We start from the raw sequence: 18,240 nt of genomic DNA, 5'->3' as shown, positions 1-18,240 counted from the left end.
TGATGCACTACACTTTTTATCTTGTCGGATGGGTATCTTACCCGTCCCTTGTATTTCCTGGCAGATAAAGAAAAGATGCCCACAATACAAGATTCATCCCTTAATTCAACAGTCCCGGAAATAATAACGATGTTATCTATGCAGTTACCACACTATTTAGATGGGAAAGTTGCGGAATTTCTGCCACAAGGGCTTTGCCAATTTCTAGAGAAGATGTGGCAGCCGGAGAAGGAGCATTGCAAACATGAATGGAGTTTTGACCAGAAACAATCAAAAAGTCGTCTACAAGCTTGCCATCGTTCATTAAGGCTTGAGCGCGAACACCTGCATGGGTGGGAACTAAGTCTTCTGCTTGAACTTCGGGAATTAGTTTTTGCAAACTTCTGGTGAAGGCTGCCTTACTAAAGGAACGAATGATTTCTTGGATGCCTTCATCAGCGTGTTTGGCTGCCAACTTCCAAAAACCTGGATAGGTGATAACTTCCAGAAAATCCCGTAAGTCAAAGTCGGTTTTTTTGTAACCTTCGCGTTTGAGGGATAGAACCGCGTTTGGCCCTGCATGGACGCTACCATCAATCATCCGGGTAAAGTGGACGCCCAAGAAGGGAAAATCTGGATTGGGAACTGGGTAGATTAGTGTTTTAACCAGATAGCGTTTTTCTGGGGTGAGTTCGTAATATTCTCCCCGGAATGGGACAATTTTGGCTTGGGGCTCAACTTGACCTAGTTTTGCGGTGCGATCGCTATGCAATCCAGTACAATTAATTACAAAGTGGGTTTCAAAGTTACCTTTGTTTGTTTGCAATACCTGATTTTTACCACTTGGAGAGATTTTCAGGACTTTTGTATTGAGGTGTAAATCCCCACCCTGCTGTTCAATTAGCTGGGCATATTTCAAACAAACTTGCTTGTAATTAACAATGCCAGTTGAGGATACCCGAATTCCACCGACACATCTTACGTGAGGTTCAATTTGCTTGACTTCTTCGGGGCTGATTCTCTGAACTTCTATGCCATTATCTAAGCCGCGTTTGTAGAGATTTTCTAAGCGTGGTAGCTCTTGTTCTTCAGTTGCGACAATCACTTTCCCACAAACTTCATGGTCAATTCCATGCTCTTGGCAAAATTCTACCATTGAGCGAGAACCATCACGACAAAATTTAGCTTTGAAACTTCCTGGTTTGTAGTAAATACCAGAATGAATTACTCCGCTATTATTGCCTGTTTGGTGAAATGCCCATTGACTCTCTTTTTCTAGTACTAAAATCCGGGCATTGGGATAGCGTTTTCCTAAAGCCAACGCTGTCGAGAGTCCAACTATTCCCCCACCGATAATCGCAAAATCATACATTAGTATTATCGCACTTCAAATTACAGTAAATCTATAAAGTTATTTGGGATTGGGTACTGGGTACTGGGTAAGAAAATATAAGTAAGATTTGGTTTGGATGTGAATCTTCATTCAAATCTTCCCAATCCCTAGTCCCCAGTCCCCAGTCTCCTTACCATACCTTCCAAGGAGCCTGATTGTTTTTCCACAGCCCTTCGAGATAGTTTTTATCGCGTAAGGTGTCCATTGGTTGCCAAAATCCATCATGTCTAAAAGCAGATAGCTGTTCCATATCAGCTAGCTTTTCTAATGGCTCTTGCTCCCACACTGTAGAGTCATCAGCAATTAAGTTGATTACTTCTGGTTCTAACACAAAATAACCGCCATTAATCCAAGCTCCATCACCTTCAGGCTTTTCCCGAAAGCTGGTGATTTTGGTTTGCTCATATCCTAAAGAAATAGCACCAAAACGTCCGGCTGGTTGAACGGCTGTGAGTGTTCCTAAGCTTTTTTGCTGTTTGTGAAAGTTAACTAGCTCTGTGATATTAATATTACTTACACCATCACCATAAGTAAAGCAAAAAGTCTCATTACCAAGATGTTCGCTGATTCGCTTTAAGCGTCCGCCTGTCATGGTATTATCACCCGTATTTACTAAAGTGACGCGCCAGGGTTCCGCATAACCAGAATGCACATTCATCTGGTTAAAGCGCATGTCAAAGGTAACATCTGACATGTGTAAAAAGTAGTTAGCAAAATACTCTTTAATGACGTAACCTTTGTAACCACAACAAATGATGAAGTCATTAATGCCGTGGGCTGAGTAAGTTTTCATGATGTGCCAGAGAATTGGCTTACCACCAATTTCAACCATCGGCTTAGGTCTGATACTAGTTTCTTCACTGAGGCGTGTACCAAGACCTCCAGCCAAAATCACCGCTTTCATGCAATTACCTCGGAGATTTGTAGGGATATTATTATTTGACCGTGCCAATTTCAGATTTTGGATTTTGGATTAAAAGAGTTTTTTGGTACATACCCCGTTCTGAAAGTGGGTGTAATAAATCTACTCTGACGCTGGTGACGTTCAATGACTAATCCCAAACCGCAAACCTAAAATCTAAAATTGGTTAACTTTATCGAAATGAAGAGGATGCACTTAGATGGAGGAAAATTGATTTCTGATTTCTTTTTCTCCGTCAATAATCTAACTGTAATTTCCGGCAAAATTATAAAGGAAAGATAAATTAAAATCTTTTCTATATAAAAGCTGTATGAATATCTATAGACATGAAAATAAACTACTTAATTAATTGAATAAAAATATTACCAATAAAATAACGTGAGTTCGATGAACCTCTCCCTCCCAGCCTCCCTCTCCGAAACGGAAAGGGAGGAGCAAGAAAAATTCCGCTTTTTGCTCCCCTCTCCGACACGGAGAGGGGCTGGGGGAGAGGTCAAATCAGACTTGTCGAACTCACGTCAAAATAACTAGGATTAGCACCAGCTAACCCTAGTAAGGATTGATTTTTTCAATCAAAACCACAATATGCAGGTAACAAAAACTACTTATTTCTAGTTAGTTTTGTCCCCATTATTTGCTCCTTGGAATAAAGGATCGCATTTATTTTCTACGACTACGCATAAGTTACTGAGTGCTTGCTGATAGTTATCCATGTCATTTTGCTCAAGAAAGATTTTGGCAGATGCCTGTATATCTTCGACAGCTTTCGTCTGGTTTTGGCTAGATTCACTACCGCCATATTGTGCTAGTTCATACCGAACCATACCTCGTTTGAGATATGCTTTTGCTAGTTTGGGGCTGAGGATTAATGCTTGGTTAAAGTCAGCGATCGCTTGATGATATTCTTGCTCATAGTTGGTGCTATATTGAGCAACTTGATAGTAGACAGCACCCCGCTGAAAGTAAGCTTCGGCTTTGGATAGATTAAGTTTGATGGCGTGAGTAAAATCTCCGATCGCTTTTCTGTAAACTTGTTGAGATTCACCGCTATATTTAGCCATTTGGGCGCGGACAATTCCCCGTCTGATATAAGCTTCGATTTCATTCTTATCCAGACCAATAGCCTGATTATAGTCAGCGATCGCTAGTTTATACTCATGATCGGGATCGTTGCTATACTCGGCAAGCATATAACGGGCATTGCCCCGATTTACCAGAGCTTTGATTTGATTGGGATTGATTTGGAGAGCTTGGCTATAATCTGTAACTGCCCCTTCATAGTCTTTCAGGTTATAGCGAGCATTACCGCGATTTACAATTGCTCTGGCATGTGTAGGTTCTTGTTCAATCGCTTCGGTAAAGCTGACAATTGCTTTGTCATAGTCTCGTTCTTTGTAAGCAATATAACCTTGCTGATAAGAATCAGCAAAGCTGAGTTTATTATTTGGCTTGAGAGACTTGATGGTTTGTTGGGTGTAGGCATTTTGGGAAACCAACGGCTGAGTAAATTTAATCATTAAGTCCGCATATCCCAATAAACCAAAACCCAGCAAGCAGAAAAGAACCGGATACAATTTTGACTTCTTGGAAGGTTTATAAGATGAACCACTAGGGGTAATTATTGGCTGCCAGTAATTTAGCTGCGGTGACATCCCACGCTGCGGAAAATGCGGTGTCTGATTGTAGCGCTTTCTTGGCTTGATTCGCGGTTGGAGATGTTCTCTAGCTTCTATAGCCCGATGTGATGGAAAGGGGTCGCGTCCACCTAAGCGCACAGTACGTTCACACCACGGACAGCTACGCATGTGGTTGTTGTAGCGATGCTGGGGATTTGTCGTGCAGGTAATCAGGGAATCTTCGGCTTCTGCGATGGCTGAGAGCCAAGTTTGGGCACTGGGGCGCAGTTGGGGGTTGTTGTGACCGTCTTCAAAACAACGGATAAATAATTCTTGTAAGCTGGGATGAAGAATTTCCCAAGGGGGTGCAATGGGTGTTGGCAGGTAAGGTACGTAACGCTTTTCGCTGTAAGTGAAATGACCCGATGCAATGCGTGCTTCGTAGGGTGGTGGCTCAATCGCGCCTTGAAATATCCCCGAAAATGGGTGAGTGCCTTCCATTAAGAGTTGAAAGACTAGCACCGATAACCCAAATAAATCGTGAGAGATTTCGCGATCGTGTTGAGCAAAAGTTTTATTCTGTAGTTCTGGTGGAGTAAACTCTGGTTTACCCACCGGACAGCGATAAACAACATTATTGTTTGGATCTGGTACTTGGAAAGAGTCTGTGTCTATCAAAGTCACCAGTGCGGTGTCACTGACGAGAATATTGGACTCGTTCACATCACCAATACAATATCCACTAGCGTGCAAAGCTGCAAAAGCCGCCGCTAGGTTACGCGCCGTGCGGAGCAGGTACTGATAGTTGAATAGGGGGCAATGTTGGCGACGGGTTCTGGGGTTGTAAAAGTCGATGATTGGACGCATCCCTTGAATGCGTGGCATCAAAAACCCCAGGATGCTATTTTTGCCATCTGCCGCCCGTAATAAATCCTCTGGCCAAGCGATAGAGATATGCCCCAAACTAGCCGTAGGATTTTCTGGCGGATTGGCTAGCATCGCCTGGAGTTTATCAGCATGGGCAGTGGTTGGCTTGTGGTAAATCTTCGCCACCAAGTTGTTATCGGATGGCACTGTGTAAACACAAGCTTCACCGCCACGCCCCAAACTAACATTGAGGCTGAGGATTTCTTTTCTAGGGGAACAACGTAGTACCTGCATAATGAAATTACCGCTAACGGGAGTTATTTAAGATGAGAAACCTGTAAATTTATTGCTTATAAGTCGTTGAATGCGGCTATAATGAGTGTCAAATCATCGTCGGTGCGTTGCGTAATCCGCTCTGAGCGTAAAAATTTTACCAATTGCTCCTTAGCTAATATCTTATCCTCGGTATTGGCGACAAATTCAAACAGGGGAAAAAAGAACGGTTTGTGAGGTTCGCCAACAACCATATTCAAAGCCAACATTTGTAGTCCGTCGGTAATGATACCAACATTTACTATGTCTGTGCGCCATAATCTCATCTGCGCTGTATCTAAGGCATTGGGCGATGTTAAAAAAGTGGTTTGGTTGATATATTCACCGCTATCAGGCATAGTCAGTGCCAACAGATTGCCCAGACGATCTTTTGCTACTGCCAAACCATCACCTATCTGGGCCACAGCGACAACTTCTGGTGTGGCAACCGTCATAATTAAAGTAGTTGCTAAATCTTGAGGCTGTTTGTCTGAAGTAGCTGCCTCAGCTTCTACAGCTTTTTTAGCAGCTAGTATGGCATCATTTAAAAGCGATCGCACGTAGACATCATCACTCAAACTTTTTCGGTTCAGCCCTTTTGTGGAAATGTTTTCTATTGCTGTCTCTACAGCAATCATTGCTCCCACTTTTCCCAGGCTAGCAGAACCCGCGCCATCTGCTGCCGCCGCCACTAAAACGTTATCTGACAATATCTGCCAATGATGAGCATCCTGACATAATTGATTGTTTTTTAAGTGACTTGTACCACATACAGACGCAGCAACAATCCGCCATTGAGTAACCTGTTTTGATATGTTCATAGATTTTTTTCCAGCAGCCGGCTGTGTAAACACCAAGCTGCAATTTTAATTAAACAGTCCCCCAACCAATCGGCGGTAGCGCTACCTGTTCGTCTACCTGAGAATGAGAAACAGCTGACATACTAGTTGACAGCCAGACAAACATCTCGATAAAGTTCAGCCCTTTCAGCTTCAGGGGAGTACGTACAGCTATTTGATTTAAACGGGTCATATTCGCATTTTCTACACCTACCGTAAAAAATGCTACGCGCTTATTCGCTTCATCTCCCTGTAAGCGCTGGGATGCCTGCTCTACAATCTGTTCTAACTCGCCTTGCGGTTCTCCATCGGTAATCATAAACACCCAAGGACGATAGTAAGCAATGCCATTGGCACGATACTGAGATTTCCGTTCTTGAATGATGTCCAAAGCTTTATGAATTCCCGCACCCATTGTAGTCAAGCCTTGTGCTGTCAAAATAGGCGGATTGAATTGATCGGCAGTCACAAAGTCTTGTACTACATTGATATTACTATCGAAAGTGACGATCGCCACTTCTACCCGTCTTGCAGCTAAGGAATTTTTGACTAATTCATCCTTTAAGCTGAGTAAACCTTGATTTAAAGCCTCAATCGGATCTCCTTGCATCGATCCAGATGTGTCTAATAGAAGTACACAAGGACAACGTGGCTCTGGGTTCTCAGCAAATTCTACTACTTCATCAAGTCTTAATGTATCATGCATAACTTTTTGTGTTATGTTAAAGTTCAAAGCTTTATTTCCCTTTGCTCGAGAGTATGTAATTTCAGCTAGCCGCTTCCGCGACTATAGAATATAGTATCTAGTGGTAGATGCTCTAATCTTTATTAAACAAATTATTTTCATGAAGTTGTCTATATATTTAAGAAGAACTGGAGTAGATTTTAGTTTAGCAAAAAATAGTTTATCAAAATCTAGCATTACCTGTTGTAATGTATTTACCAAAAATTTATATCCCTTAAACCTACAGTACAATAAATACGTAAACTTTCCTAGATAACTTTTTAAAGATTTTATGTAGAAGAACTGTTCCTTAAGAGAAAAGTAATTAACCATAATTAAGCTCGTTAACTCTAGAAGTATACCAGTGTAACTGTACTAACTTGGAATCAAATTTGCTTGTTTTTCTGAGTAGGCATAAATAAACGTCATTATTTAAGGTCTTCACCCAAGACTCGTCAGTAGTCAGTAAAGGTTAGAAGGAACTAACATCGACTGTTAGTCTAGCCATGATAATTATTTACTTTTATTCATACCCACTAATTGTTTTTTGAGATAAATTAAGTAGGACGTGCCAAATGTAACAAATCGGTTATAAAACTTATAGTTTTTAATAATATATATACATATTTTCAAAGAAATAATTTGTGCATAGAGAAATATTACAAAGAAGAAAATACTTCATAACTGATATTTTTAATCTACAAATGTTCCATTATTGATTCCGCAAAAAAACTTGAAAAATATGAATAACTCAGGCGCATTCACCCAACTACGTCCTCTCAGTTTGTTAAGACAGTTATCCAATTGCTCCGACAGTACTTGTTTACAAGCATCGAGTAACTCAGTTTCTTGGTCAATTTACTTAGAACAGGGCAAAATAACCTACGCCACCCATTCAGTAGAACCCTTTGATAGACTAGAACGCCATTTACGTCGCCTCAGCCACCAAATTCCACTCCTTAGCAGTGAAGTTCGTGTTCAAGTCAGGCTGATGTTTGAACCTGATGTACACAGTCAGTTAATCGAAGATGACAGCAATTCGAGAAACTATCCTCCTGAGTATCAGGCTATATCTTGGCTTGTTAGTCAACAACATCTACATTCTACGCAAGCAGCAGTGCTGGTTCAAGAATTAGTTAAAGAAGTGATTGAATCATTTTTGCTAATCAAAGAAGGTAGTTATGAATTAGCAGAACCACTTAGTAGAATGACAAAAATTTGCAGGCTAGATATAGAAAAGATCCTAGATCGTTGCCAACTAAGATTACAGAATTGGCAAGCTTTTGTTCCTCAAATTTCTTCTCCATATCAACGTCCATACCTGTTGATTAATAGTAAACTTGAGAACCAAGATTTACCAAAACTTCAGCCAGATTTAACTACTTGGATGAAGGGTTTTAGCCTGTGTCATCTGGCTGCAATTTTGAATCAAGATGAAATCCAATTAGCTCGCAATTTATACCCTTACATCCTTCAGGGTGCGATTATTTTACATGAACCCGATCCACCTTATGATAGATTACCAAAGATTTTTGAGGAGCAATCGCTTTTCTCAAAATTGATTTCAGGGTTAGTTGACACCAAACAAGAACTAAGTACCACTGTCAATTCTTATCCAAATATTCCTGAAGAGAAAATAGTTCCTGTTCAGCGATTACCACAGATTTCGACTCCTCCAAAAGAAAACTTTCAGGAACCAACAATATTAAATAACATAAATCCTACTTCCCAAAGAGTAACGGCTGCTACTGTCACAGCAAAAAAAGTCCATAAAATCGTTTCTGTAGATGATAGCCCGACAATTCTTAAAGAAATTAGCTATTTCTTAGAAAACGAAAATTTTTCTGTAGTCACTATCAACGACCCAGTAAAAGCAGTTTTGTCAATTATAAGGCATAAACCAGACTTAATTTTGCTGGATTTAAACATGCTAGGAATCGATGGTTATGAGTTGTGTCGGATTATACGAAATAATTCAATATTTCAGAAAACTCCTATCATCTTTGTCACTGGTAATAAAGGAATTGTAGACAAAGTAAAAGCGAAATTAGTCGGGGCCTCTGGATATCTGACGAAACCGTTTACCCGCGCCGAATTACTAAAAATAGTTTTCATGCATTTGGCTTAAATTAACGGTAAAATATAAGCTCAAAAAACGTTGGGTGGCTAATGGGCTGTTGGTGATTGGTCAACAGACGTTGAGTTATTACCGGAAACATCAGAGACGTTTATCTACCTTGCCATGATTCGGATTATGATAAGACGATTATTAGCATAAAATTACCCCTCAAAACTTTTTAAACAGCCTCTTAGATTGCACCCATCATTGTTACACGAGGAATTAGTATCCGATGGTCGTAAGTATTGAACATACTACGATATAAATGGGGGATTGCTACACCTAAAAATGCGATGGGGTCGAAAAAAGCGGTAATTGCGCCAGCTAATATAGATGCACTCATCATCTCTATTTGACCCAGATGAGCTATAAGCAATATAAATAAGTCTGTCCATTTTATGATGAGCTTTTTACAAATGTCAAAAGACAGACTGTCATTCTTTTCGATGACATTTAGTCAAACTAAAAAATCTAGGAAAAAGTTAAAGAATATCTAGATAAATCTTTATTAAATAGATTATTTGAAAAATATATTTGTTAACTTTAACTAAGTGCAGGATATTTGCACCGATGGAGGACAGGGGGGGGAGGGCATTCGTGAAAATTTAAGATAAAGTGCCTTTTATCAATCAGTCAAAATACTTAAAATAACCTTAGTAAGAATTTTGATAGATCCTTTGCTGGTTCTAAAATGAAATTGGACTTCATCGCTGACACGCCCTAGCTTATGCAGGACTTTAGACAAGAATTTGACTACTCTAAATCTTGATTCTCTTTTGCAGCAAAGTGCCTCCTCCCCCCACCTTTGCTACGATTATCATTTTTATTTAAAAACTTTTGAGTATTTTAGCTGATTGACAAAATGTACTTTTTCTTAAAATCTCACAGACGGCTATGACCCAAAGATGCTGTGCAAGTCAAGATTTAAACGAATTCAGAGGTTAGTTCATGGATTTTCTATCGGATACCGTTGCCCTATCGCGGATGCAGTTTGCACTAACGGCGATTTTTCACATGCTATGGCCTGTTCTCACCACTGGGATGGGAATTTATCTGGTTATCGTTGAAGGAATGTGGCTCAAAACACGCAATCCTGATTACTACCACCATGCTCGTTTCTGGGCAAAGCTATATGTGTTGAATTTCGGTATTGGTGTAGCATCCGGCTTACCGATGGAGTTTCAATTTGGCACGAACTGGGCCCCGTTTTCCGAAGCGGTAGGCGACTTTTTTGGCAGCATTTTAGGCTTTGAGGCTTCAATGGCATTCATGCTAGAAGCCGGATTTTTGGGGATTATGCTGTTTGGCTGGGAACGAGTCAACCCAGTGGTTCACTATTTCGCCACAATTATGGTTGCCTTTGGCGCAAACCTATCTACCTTCTGGATTTTAGCGGCAAATTCTTGGTTGCAGACCCCGGCAGGTGGGGAAATGGTGAACGGAAAGTTTGTTGTCGATGATTACTTTCAGGCAATCTTAAATCCCTTCATGCTCAACAGCGTCTCGCACATGTTTTTGGCGACGCTGGAAACTTCTCTGTTTGTGATTGGAGGAATTAGCGCCTGGTATATTCTCAATAACCGTCATGAGGCTTTCTTTGGGCGATCGCTCAAAATTGTCTTGGCAATTGCGATCGCTGTCACCCCATTACAAATCTATGTCGGACACCTCAGCGCCGAGCAAGTAGCTGATTATCAGCCTACCAAACTTGCGGCGATGGAAGCCAAGTGGGAAACCTCTCCAGCAGGTCTTCCTGCGCCCTGGAGTGTGGTGGCATTACCCAATAACCAGACCGAACAAAATGACTGGGAAATCTCAATTCCCAACGGCTTAGGCTACATTTTAGAATTCAAACAGAACCTCTCTAAACCCGTTCTCGGACTGAAACATTGGCAGCCTGAAGATCGCCCCCGGATGGTGGGTTTGATTTATTATTCCTTCCGTATTATGAGCGGCATTGGCTTCTTCTTAGCTGGATTGATGGGACTTAGTGTGATTCAGTGGTTGCGAGGCAAACTCTCACCAGAAGCGATCGCCAAGCAGAAATGGCTACTGCGAATCTGGATTTTGGCGGCTCCATTGGGCTATATTGCCGTCGAATCAGGCTGGATTGTGCGTTGTGTTGGGCGGCAACCTTGGGTACTTTATGGGCAAATTCGCACAGCAGATGGAGTTTCTCACCTACCTGCTAGTGAGATCTTAACATCCCTGGTGATTTTTGCTGTAATTTATACATCCCTGTTTATTTGTGCTTTATTCTTTGGTAGTCGGATCATTCGTCAAGGCCCGAACCTAGAGCTTCCGATTCCAGGCATTGACACCGAACCTGCCGCAGAAACTACTCCGGCTGAATTTGTTCCAGATCAACGTCCTGTCGAAGCAGAGCAATAAAGAGTGCTGACTATTGAGTATTGAGTATGGTAAATCAATAGGTAAACTGTATGGAGAATCTAGAACACTTTCTAGCACAAGTTTGGTTTGTCATTTTGGCTCTGTTTTTATTTCTCTACGTCATGTTAGACGGGTTTGATCTAGGCGTAGGTATCCTATCGCTAACCAGTTCCAATGACGACCGACGCGACATCTTAATGACGAGTTTGGGTAATATTTGGGATGCTAATGAAACCTGGTTAGTGTTGATGGGGGGTGCGTTGTTTGGGGCATTTCCTCTCGCTTATGGCACTATTTTGAATGCGCTCTACATTCCCATTTTTGGCATGATCTTTGGCTTAATTTTTCGGGCTGTGGCGTTTGAATTTCGGGAGCATTCTACAAACAAAGTATTTTGGAATGTGGCATTTGGAGTCGGTAGTTTTATGGCGGCGCTGTTTCAAGGGTTTGCCTTGGGCACCATTTTAGAAGGCATTAAGGTGGATGAAGCGGGTCACTTTATCGGCAGTATGTGGGATTGGCTCGATTGGCGATCGCTCTTAGTTGCCTTGACATTAATCCAGGGTTATGTATTGATTGGCTCTACCTATCTCATCTTAAAAACTGAGGGAGAACTGCAAACATCCCATTACCGCACAGCAAAAATCGCTGCCTGGACAACACTTGTAGGTGCAATCTTAATCACGATCGCCACTCCTGTTGTGTATGAAAATGCCAGGGCAAAGTTATTTCATCAGCCAGAAGTGTATCTATTTTCAATCATTCCAGTGTTAGGTGTGTTGCTGATTGGGTTATTAGTTCAAAGCCTGAACCGCAAAGCAGAAACTACTCCCCTAGTTTGGACAGTGCTGCTTTTTCTACTTACCTTTGTGGGGTTAGGATTAGTTGTTTTTCCCTATATCATCCCCCCAGGTATCACCATTTATCAGGCAGCCGCAGCACCTAGTGCGTTAGTGTTCATGATTATTTTCATTGGATTTCTGATTCCCATTATGTTGTTCTACAACATCTATAATTACATTGTGTTTCGAGGGAAAGTGGCAGGTACACATTGAGAATAGGTAATACCAATTTGAGAAATAATTATCGTAAATTAAAGGGTTTAAGACTCCTACATCTTACTTCTTAATTCCGCCTTCCGGTACTAGAAATTGCCGCTATACAGACAGAAACCGCCGACTTTGGTTAAAAATCCTTGATTTTCTTTTAGTCCACGGAGGTGGACGATGTTTGTGTAGTAGCGAATTCTATTTGCTAATACCTTCCAAACTTTCAGTATAAAAAAAACTGCTAATAACCGATTACCAGTAAGACTTTTAGTAATAAAAGTAAGCTAAACTTTTATAGCCAAGTATTGCCTAAAAATATTTCATAATTAAAGGGAGAAAATCCCAATGGAGAAGATAAAAATGCTAGAACAATATCGTAAACACCTTGCCGAAAGAGCAGCACTCGGTATTCCTCCCTTACCATTGGATGCGAAGCAAACATCAGAATTATGTGAATTACTGAAAAATCCGCCCAAGGGTAAAGAGGAGATATTATTACATTTATTGAGCGATCGCGTTTCTCCTGGTGTCGATCCAGCAGCTTATGTCAAAGCTGGATTTCTCACCGCCATTGCTAAGGAAGAAATCACTAGTCCGTTAATTGCGCCCATAGAAGCAGTGCAATTGCTGGGCACAATGATCGGTGGTTACAATGTGCAATCTTTAATCGATTTGCTGCAATTGCCCACTGTATCCCTCTCCGACTCATCCGAAACACCCCTGGTAATGGGCGGACAAGGAAAGGAACCCATTTCCGCCTACGCCGCCAACGCCTTAAGCAAGATTCTTTTGGTGTATGACGCTTACCACGATGTTTTAGAGTTGTCTAAAACCAATCCTTTCGCCAAGCTGGTGATTGACTCTTGGGCGGAAGCTGAATGGTTTACCAGTCGTCCTACAGTCCCAGAAGCGATTACTGTCACCGTTTTTAAAGTTCCTGGCGAAACCAATACCGACGATTTATCACCCGCCCAAAGCGCCACAACTCGCCCGGATATTCCCTTACACGCCTTAGTGATGTTAGAGTCACGGCAACCGGGAAGTTTACAAACCATTGCCGAACTGAAGAAAAAAGGGCATCCTGTAGCTTACGTAGGAGATGTAGTTGGTACTGGTTCCTCGCGGAAATCTGCCATTAACTCAGTGTTGTGGCATACAGGAAATAATATACCCTTTGTGCCAAACAAACGCGCTGGGGGTTATGTTTTAGGTGGTGCGATCGCGCCAATTTTCTTTAACACAGCAGAAGATGCCGGTGCTTTGCCTATTCAGTGCGATGTCACCAAACTCGAAACCGGCATGGTAATTACCATCCATCCCTACAAAGGTGAAATCACCAATGAAGCAGGCGAAATCATTTCCACCTTTGCCCTTAAACCTGATACTATCCTCGATGAAGTCCGTGCAGGTGGACGCATCCCTCTACTTATTGGACGTACCCTCACTGATAAAACCCGTCTTGCACTTGGTTTAGAACCCAGCACCGTTTTTACCCGTCCCCAGCAAGCCTTTGATACAGGGAAAGGCTACACCCTAGCACAGAAAATGGTAGGTAAAGCTTGCGGATTACCAGGTGTGCGTCCCGGCACATCTTGCGAACCCATTATTACCACTGTTGGTTCTCAAGATACCACAGGCCCCATGACCCGCGACGAATTGACAGAACTCGCCTGTCTTGGTTTCAGTGCAGACTTAGTTATCCAAAGTTTCTGCCATACTGTTGCTTATCCCAAACCAGTAGATATCAAAACTCATCACGAACTCCCCGATTTCTTTGCCTCTCGTGGCGGTGTCGCCCTCCGTCCTGGTGATGGTATCATCCATTCTTGGCTAAACCGGATGCTGCTACCCGACACCGTGGGAACTGGCGGCGACTCTCACACCCGCTTTCCCTTGGGTATTTCCTTCCCCGCCGGTTCTGGCTTGGTAGCCTTTGCAGCCGCCTTGGGTGTCATGCCTTTAGATATGCCAGAGTCAGTATTGGTAAGATTTAAAGGAGAATTGCAACCAGGTGTTACCCTGCGCGATGTGGTGAATGCCATTCCCTACGTGGCAATTCAAAAAGGTTTGCTGACAGTAGAGAAGCAGAATAAGAAAAATGTCTTCTCTGGGCGAATTCTGGAAATAGAAGGTTTGCCAGATTTAAAAGTCGAACAAGCCTTTGAACTCACTGATGCTAGTGCCGAACGTTCTTGTGCCGGATGCACAATTAAGCTGAGTGTAGAGACAATTTCTGAATATCTGCGTTCTAACGTAGCGTTGCTGAAAAATATGATAGCACGGGGCTATCACGATCCGCGTACCATGCTGCGCCGTGTGGCCAAGATGGAAGAATGGTTAGCAAATCCCGTGTTATTAGAAGGCGATGCCGATGCAGAGTATGCCGAAATAATTGAAATTGATTTGAACGAAATCAAAGAGCCAATTGTAGCTGCTCCCAATGACCCCGATAATGTTAAGTTATTATCGGAAGTTGCTAACGATCCAGTACAAGAAGTATTCCTCGGTTCTTGTATGACGAATATTGGTCATTATCGGGCAACAGCAAAAGTTTTGGAAGGTGCAGGTGAAGTAAAAACCCGCCTGTGGATAGCACCACCAACCCGTATGGATGAACACCAATTAAAAGAAGAAGGTGTATACAGTATTTTTGGCGCTGCGGGTGCTAGAACAGAAATGCCCGGATGCAGTTTGTGTATGGGTAATCAGGCGCGAGTTGCTGATGGCACAACAGTGTTTTCTACCTCTACCCGCAACTTCAATAATCGCATGGGTAAAGATGCGCGAGTGTATCTTGGTTCAGCAGAATTAGCCGCAGTTTGTGCGCTGCTGGGGCGACTGCCGACAGTGCAGGAATACTTGGATATTGTGGCGAGTAAAATTGAGCCTTTTGCCGATGATTTGTATCGGTATTTGAACTTCGATCAAATTGCTGGTTTTGAGGATGAAGGGCGTGTGATTGCGTTGGAAGATATGCCAAGGCTTGAAGATATTTTGGGTATGCCGACTGTGGCGAGGTAGGTAATAATTGACGTGAAATGCCCCAGGTTTTAATCTGTGGCTACAGGAAGGAAGCCCGCATTAGCGGGCTTTTTAATATAAATCCCTCACATTGAAGTCTTTGATAATACAAAAAATTAGTTATTATCGTATATAATACATAAAGCAAATAACAAGCATGAAAGCATCAGAAACAACTCTCCGTAACTTACTAGAAGGTGGTAAACAGTTTCAAATACCTCTTTTTCAACGACCATACTCTTGGAAAAAAGAGAACTGGGAGACTTTGTGGGAAGATTTGATGAGTCTTTATAATGATGATGAAAAAGGTTTTTATTTTCTTGGCCCTATAGTAACCCAAGCTGAACTAGGAACCGCTGATGGTATAAGTCGATATATTGTTATAGATGGACAACAACGTTTTACAACTCTTAGTATTCTTTTGGCGGCATTAAGAAACTATCTTAAGAAGTCTGACAAACAAATAGCAGAGCAGATACATGAATTTTTTTTGATAAATAAGTATCAAAAAAATGATGATTTTTATAAAGTCCTACCTACTCAGGATGACTGCGACGCATATAAAAGTATTATCGACAACAAGACACCTAAAACTAAAAATAAAGAATCACAATCAGGAGCAATATATGAAGCTTATAAATTTTTTGATGGTAAGCTCAAAAAACCTTTTGCAGATGAGGATATTTTGTTAGATTTTGTAAAATTTAAAAATATTATTCTAGAGCGTTTAGTCTTAGTAAATATTACTTCTGACAACAACGATAACCCATATCTTATTTTTGAAAGCTTGAACAATAAAGGAGAAGAATTAACTCAGGCAGACTTAGTTCGGAACTATATATTTATGAAGTTACCTTCTGAAGAAAGAGATGGAGTTTACAACAGCGAATGGTTGCCTCTTCAAGAAAGTTTTAAATTAAACATGAAGCAAAAAGAATATGCGGACGAACTAACTAATGCTTTTTGGTTTTATCTACGTAAAGATGGAGAGGCAGTTAATGAAAAAGCTGTTTATAAATCAATAAAACAACGTTTTGATGAATCTGCTAAACGCTTTGAAAAACCGGAATTAGGTATCAAGGCTGAGTTGCAGAACCTTATAAAGTTTACTAACTATTATCTACGTCTTAATTTTGATCAGGAAGAACAAGAACCAAAACTAAAGTATTGGTTTCAGCGGTTAAAAAAACTGGATTTCACTACTTGTCATATATTTCTGCTGAATATTTATTATGAGTATGAGGCTAAACAGTTATCTATTCAAGATTTTGAGAAAATCCTGCAATATTTAGAATCATACTTTGTACGCCGTTGGATTGTTGGTATTCCTACTAGAGCTTTAGGCATCACCTTTAACAATTTGTATAAGCAAGTAAAGGAAAAAAATCCTGAAAATTTAGTAGATGGATTACGCCAAGTTCTAATCAGCTTTGAGAAAACTCAAATATTCCCTGATGACAAATTATTCTGTCAACATATCATCAATGAACCTTTATATAATAATAAAAGCTCGACAGCAAATGAGCGGGTAAAATTTTTATTAGAAAGTATAGAAAAATCTCTGAGCAAAGAGCGTGTTGATACTCTACCCATGAGTCTTGAGCATATTATGCCCCAAAAGTCACCTTTACGTAAAGAATGGCAAGAAATGCTAGGCGAAAATTATAACAAGGTGCATAAGGAATGGCTTCACACTTTGGGTAATCTCACGCTAACACAATATAACTCTGAATTATCTAACAAACCGTTTGAGGAAAAATTGAAAATATTAAGGGCTAGTAATGTAACTTTGAATCAGTATTTCCGAAAGGTAGACATCTGGAATGAAGAGGAAATCAAAAATCGTGCTGAATATTTAGCTAATATAGCGATTAAAGTATGGCCTCGATAAAAGAATTTGTATGCGATCGCACCCTCATAACTTTGTAGACAAACCTAATCCCCCAACCTATGAGAGAAAGCCGAGAGGTAAATCCGTGCGATCTGAAGCAAAGCAATCGCACATCTGTAGTTTGCGATTGCTTTATTCCAGAACTCTTGGAGACGCTACTGCAAAGGCTTCATACCCTTCGGGAACGCCAGGGGCGAACGCAATGACAAGTAACGATTTTGGTAAATTTACAAAATTGGGATGTTCCCGTATGTAATACCTAAAAAGCTAGGCAATCAGACTGAAATTGCTACTACTCAGAGTAATATCAGGATTTCCTAAACGGGCAAACTCAAACACTGTTCCTGTACCCAAAGCATTACCATCCTGGTTATAGAATAGGCTGCCACTACTTTGACTAAAGACAATACGCGCACTACTAGCATTGACAAATTGATCGTCACTGACAACTGCAAAGTTAGTGAAAGCCTGTCCTACAGTATTAGTAATAGCATTGAAGGTAGTTTTACTTAGCACAATCTGGTCTTGTCCAGCTTCAAACTCGGTTATGTAATCAACACCTAAGCTTGTGTTAAAAACCCCACTACTTTGGAACAGATATTTATCCCTCCCGGCTCCACCATTAAGAATATCATCGCCCAGTCCTCCCCAGAGTAAATCATCACCAGTTCCACCAGTGAGAATATCATTACCATTACCTCCTTGGAGGGTGTCATTTCCTGCTAACCCTTGCAATTGATCGTTTCCGTCACCGCCAATCAGAGTATTATTCAGTGCATTACCAGTAAGACGCTGATTGCTTGTGCTGGTATTGTTGGCTAACTGTAAGGAATAATTGGAATTAACGTTGGTATTGGCTGCAATTCCAACATAGTAATTCCCGGCTCCTAATGTTGCAGTAATTTGACCATTCCGACCATTACTAGCATAATCAGAGTAAAGTTGTTCTCCACTCTCAATCAATCCATTATTATTGCGATCGTAATAGATGAAGGCATTGACATAGTATTGACTCACTCCACTCCAGGGTTAGCGCGTCTCAAACCCTATTGACAAGCGGATTTACCTGATCAGCAATCAAGTTAGAAACAAAGTGGCACTATCCAGGCTAGGGTAA

Annotated in this window: 11 protein-coding genes and 2 pseudogenes; 6 read left to right on the top strand and 7 right to left on the bottom strand. The window is 41.2% G+C overall.

Annotated elements, in window-relative coordinates:
- Nucleotides 1–136: 136 nt before the first annotated feature.
- The 5 genes from lhgO to V7L31_RS27005 form a co-directional block, all read right to left on the bottom strand.
- Nucleotides 137–1,351 (bottom strand): L-2-hydroxyglutarate oxidase, encoded by a 1,215-nt coding sequence (gene lhgO, locus V7L31_RS27025; protein ID WP_334699097.1) that lies wholly within the window; start codon nucleotides 1,349–1,351, stop codon nucleotides 137–139.
- A gap of 151 nt (nucleotides 1,352–1,502) precedes the next feature.
- Nucleotides 1,503–2,276 carry a glucose-1-phosphate cytidylyltransferase gene (gene rfbF, locus V7L31_RS27020; RefSeq protein ID WP_334699096.1) on the bottom strand — a complete coding sequence of 258 codons (774 nt, stop codon included), beginning with the start codon at nucleotides 2,274–2,276 and terminating at the stop codon, nucleotides 1,503–1,505.
- Between the two features lie 629 nt (nucleotides 2,277–2,905).
- Nucleotides 2,906–5,071: a tetratricopeptide repeat protein gene (locus V7L31_RS27015; RefSeq protein ID WP_334699095.1), complete on the bottom strand. Its 2,166-nt coding sequence runs from the start codon at nucleotides 5,069–5,071 to the stop codon at nucleotides 2,906–2,908.
- 56 nt (nucleotides 5,072–5,127) lie between these two features.
- A complete protein-coding gene (locus V7L31_RS27010) occupies nucleotides 5,128–5,910 on the bottom strand; it encodes a PP2C family serine/threonine-protein phosphatase (protein WP_334699094.1) in 783 nt (260 codons plus the stop codon).
- Nucleotides 5,911–5,959: 49 nt separating this feature from the next.
- Nucleotides 5,960–6,634, bottom strand: coding sequence for a vWA domain-containing protein (locus V7L31_RS27005; RefSeq protein ID WP_292847023.1), 675 nt, complete (start codon nucleotides 6,632–6,634; stop codon nucleotides 5,960–5,962).
- A gap of 760 nt (nucleotides 6,635–7,394) precedes the next feature.
- On the opposite strand from V7L31_RS27005, the gene V7L31_RS27000 reads away from it, so the two are divergent.
- Together V7L31_RS27000 and V7L31_RS32735 are read left to right on the top strand one after the other, a co-directional pair.
- Nucleotides 7,395–8,780 (top strand): response regulator, encoded by a 1,386-nt coding sequence (locus V7L31_RS27000; protein ID WP_334699093.1) that lies wholly within the window; start codon nucleotides 7,395–7,397, stop codon nucleotides 8,778–8,780.
- Between the two features lie 32 nt (nucleotides 8,781–8,812).
- Nucleotides 8,813–8,930: pseudogene (locus tag V7L31_RS32735) on the top strand (IS5/IS1182 family transposase); the annotation flags it as partial.
- 34 nt (nucleotides 8,931–8,964) lie between these two features.
- Here V7L31_RS32735 and V7L31_RS26995 read toward each other — a convergent pair.
- Nucleotides 8,965–9,111, bottom strand: a pseudogene (locus V7L31_RS26995) (iron chelate uptake ABC transporter family permease subunit); the annotation flags it as partial.
- A 608-nt stretch (nucleotides 9,112–9,719) separates the two neighbouring features.
- Between V7L31_RS26995 and V7L31_RS26990 the strand changes: the two are divergent.
- From V7L31_RS26990 to V7L31_RS26975, 4 genes are all read left to right on the top strand, one after another.
- The gene (locus V7L31_RS26990; protein WP_334699092.1) at nucleotides 9,720–11,162 is read left to right on the top strand and encodes a cytochrome ubiquinol oxidase subunit I; all 1,443 of its coding nucleotides are present in this window, start codon (nucleotides 9,720–9,722) and stop codon (nucleotides 11,160–11,162) included.
- Between the two features lie 50 nt (nucleotides 11,163–11,212).
- Complete coding sequence (cydB, locus tag V7L31_RS26985; protein WP_334699091.1) at nucleotides 11,213–12,217, top strand: cytochrome d ubiquinol oxidase subunit II; 1,005 nt, start codon at nucleotides 11,213–11,215, stop codon at nucleotides 12,215–12,217.
- Nucleotides 12,218–12,571: 354 nt separating this feature from the next.
- Nucleotides 12,572–15,232 carry a bifunctional aconitate hydratase 2/2-methylisocitrate dehydratase gene (gene acnB / locus V7L31_RS26980; protein ID WP_334699154.1) on the top strand — a complete coding sequence of 887 codons (2,661 nt, stop codon included), beginning with the start codon at nucleotides 12,572–12,574 and terminating at the stop codon, nucleotides 15,230–15,232.
- Between the two features lie 157 nt (nucleotides 15,233–15,389).
- The gene (locus tag V7L31_RS26975; RefSeq protein WP_334699090.1) at nucleotides 15,390–17,123 is read left to right on the top strand and encodes a DUF262 domain-containing protein; all 1,734 of its coding nucleotides are present in this window, start codon (nucleotides 15,390–15,392) and stop codon (nucleotides 17,121–17,123) included.
- Nucleotides 17,124–17,390: 267 nt separating this feature from the next.
- Here the strand turns inward: V7L31_RS26975 and V7L31_RS26970 are convergent, their stop codons facing one another.
- The gene (locus V7L31_RS26970) at nucleotides 17,391–18,140 is read right to left on the bottom strand and encodes a calcium-binding protein (protein WP_334699089.1); all 750 of its coding nucleotides are present in this window, start codon (nucleotides 18,138–18,140) and stop codon (nucleotides 17,391–17,393) included.
- Nucleotides 18,141–18,240 lie beyond the last annotated feature (100 nt).

This window comes from Nostoc sp. (assembly GCF_036916655.1).
In the GTDB taxonomy this organism is placed as follows: domain Bacteria; phylum Cyanobacteriota; class Cyanobacteriia; order Cyanobacteriales; family Nostocaceae; genus Nostoc.
This window is presented reverse-complemented; position numbering and strand designations above follow the sequence as displayed.

Bases quoted from the DNA above. Each gene is read 5' to 3' on its own strand.
- V7L31_RS27010 (WP_334699094.1), bottom strand. From the start codon at position 5,910: ATGAACATATCAAAACAGGTTACTCAATGGCGGATTGTTGCTGCGTCT.
- cydB (WP_334699091.1), top strand. From the start codon at position 11,213: ATGGAGAATCTAGAACACTTTCTAGCACAAGTTTGGTTTGTCATTTTG.
- V7L31_RS27005 (WP_292847023.1), bottom strand. From the start codon at position 6,634: ATGCATGATACATTAAGACTTGATGAAGTAGTAGAATTTGCTGAGAAC.
- V7L31_RS26990 (WP_334699092.1), top strand. From the start codon at position 9,720: ATGGATTTTCTATCGGATACCGTTGCCCTATCGCGGATGCAGTTTGCA.
- V7L31_RS27015 (WP_334699095.1), bottom strand. From the start codon at position 5,071: ATGCAGGTACTACGTTGTTCCCCTAGAAAAGAAATCCTCAGCCTCAAT.
- V7L31_RS27000 (WP_334699093.1), top strand. From the start codon at position 7,395: ATGAATAACTCAGGCGCATTCACCCAACTACGTCCTCTCAGTTTGTTA.
- V7L31_RS26975 (WP_334699090.1), top strand. From the start codon at position 15,390: ATGAAAGCATCAGAAACAACTCTCCGTAACTTACTAGAAGGTGGTAAA.
- rfbF (WP_334699096.1), bottom strand. From the start codon at position 2,276: ATGAAAGCGGTGATTTTGGCTGGAGGTCTTGGTACACGCCTCAGTGAA.
- acnB (WP_334699154.1), top strand. From the start codon at position 12,572: ATGCTAGAACAATATCGTAAACACCTTGCCGAAAGAGCAGCACTCGGT.
- lhgO (WP_334699097.1), bottom strand. From the start codon at position 1,351: ATGTATGATTTTGCGATTATCGGTGGGGGAATAGTTGGACTCTCGACA.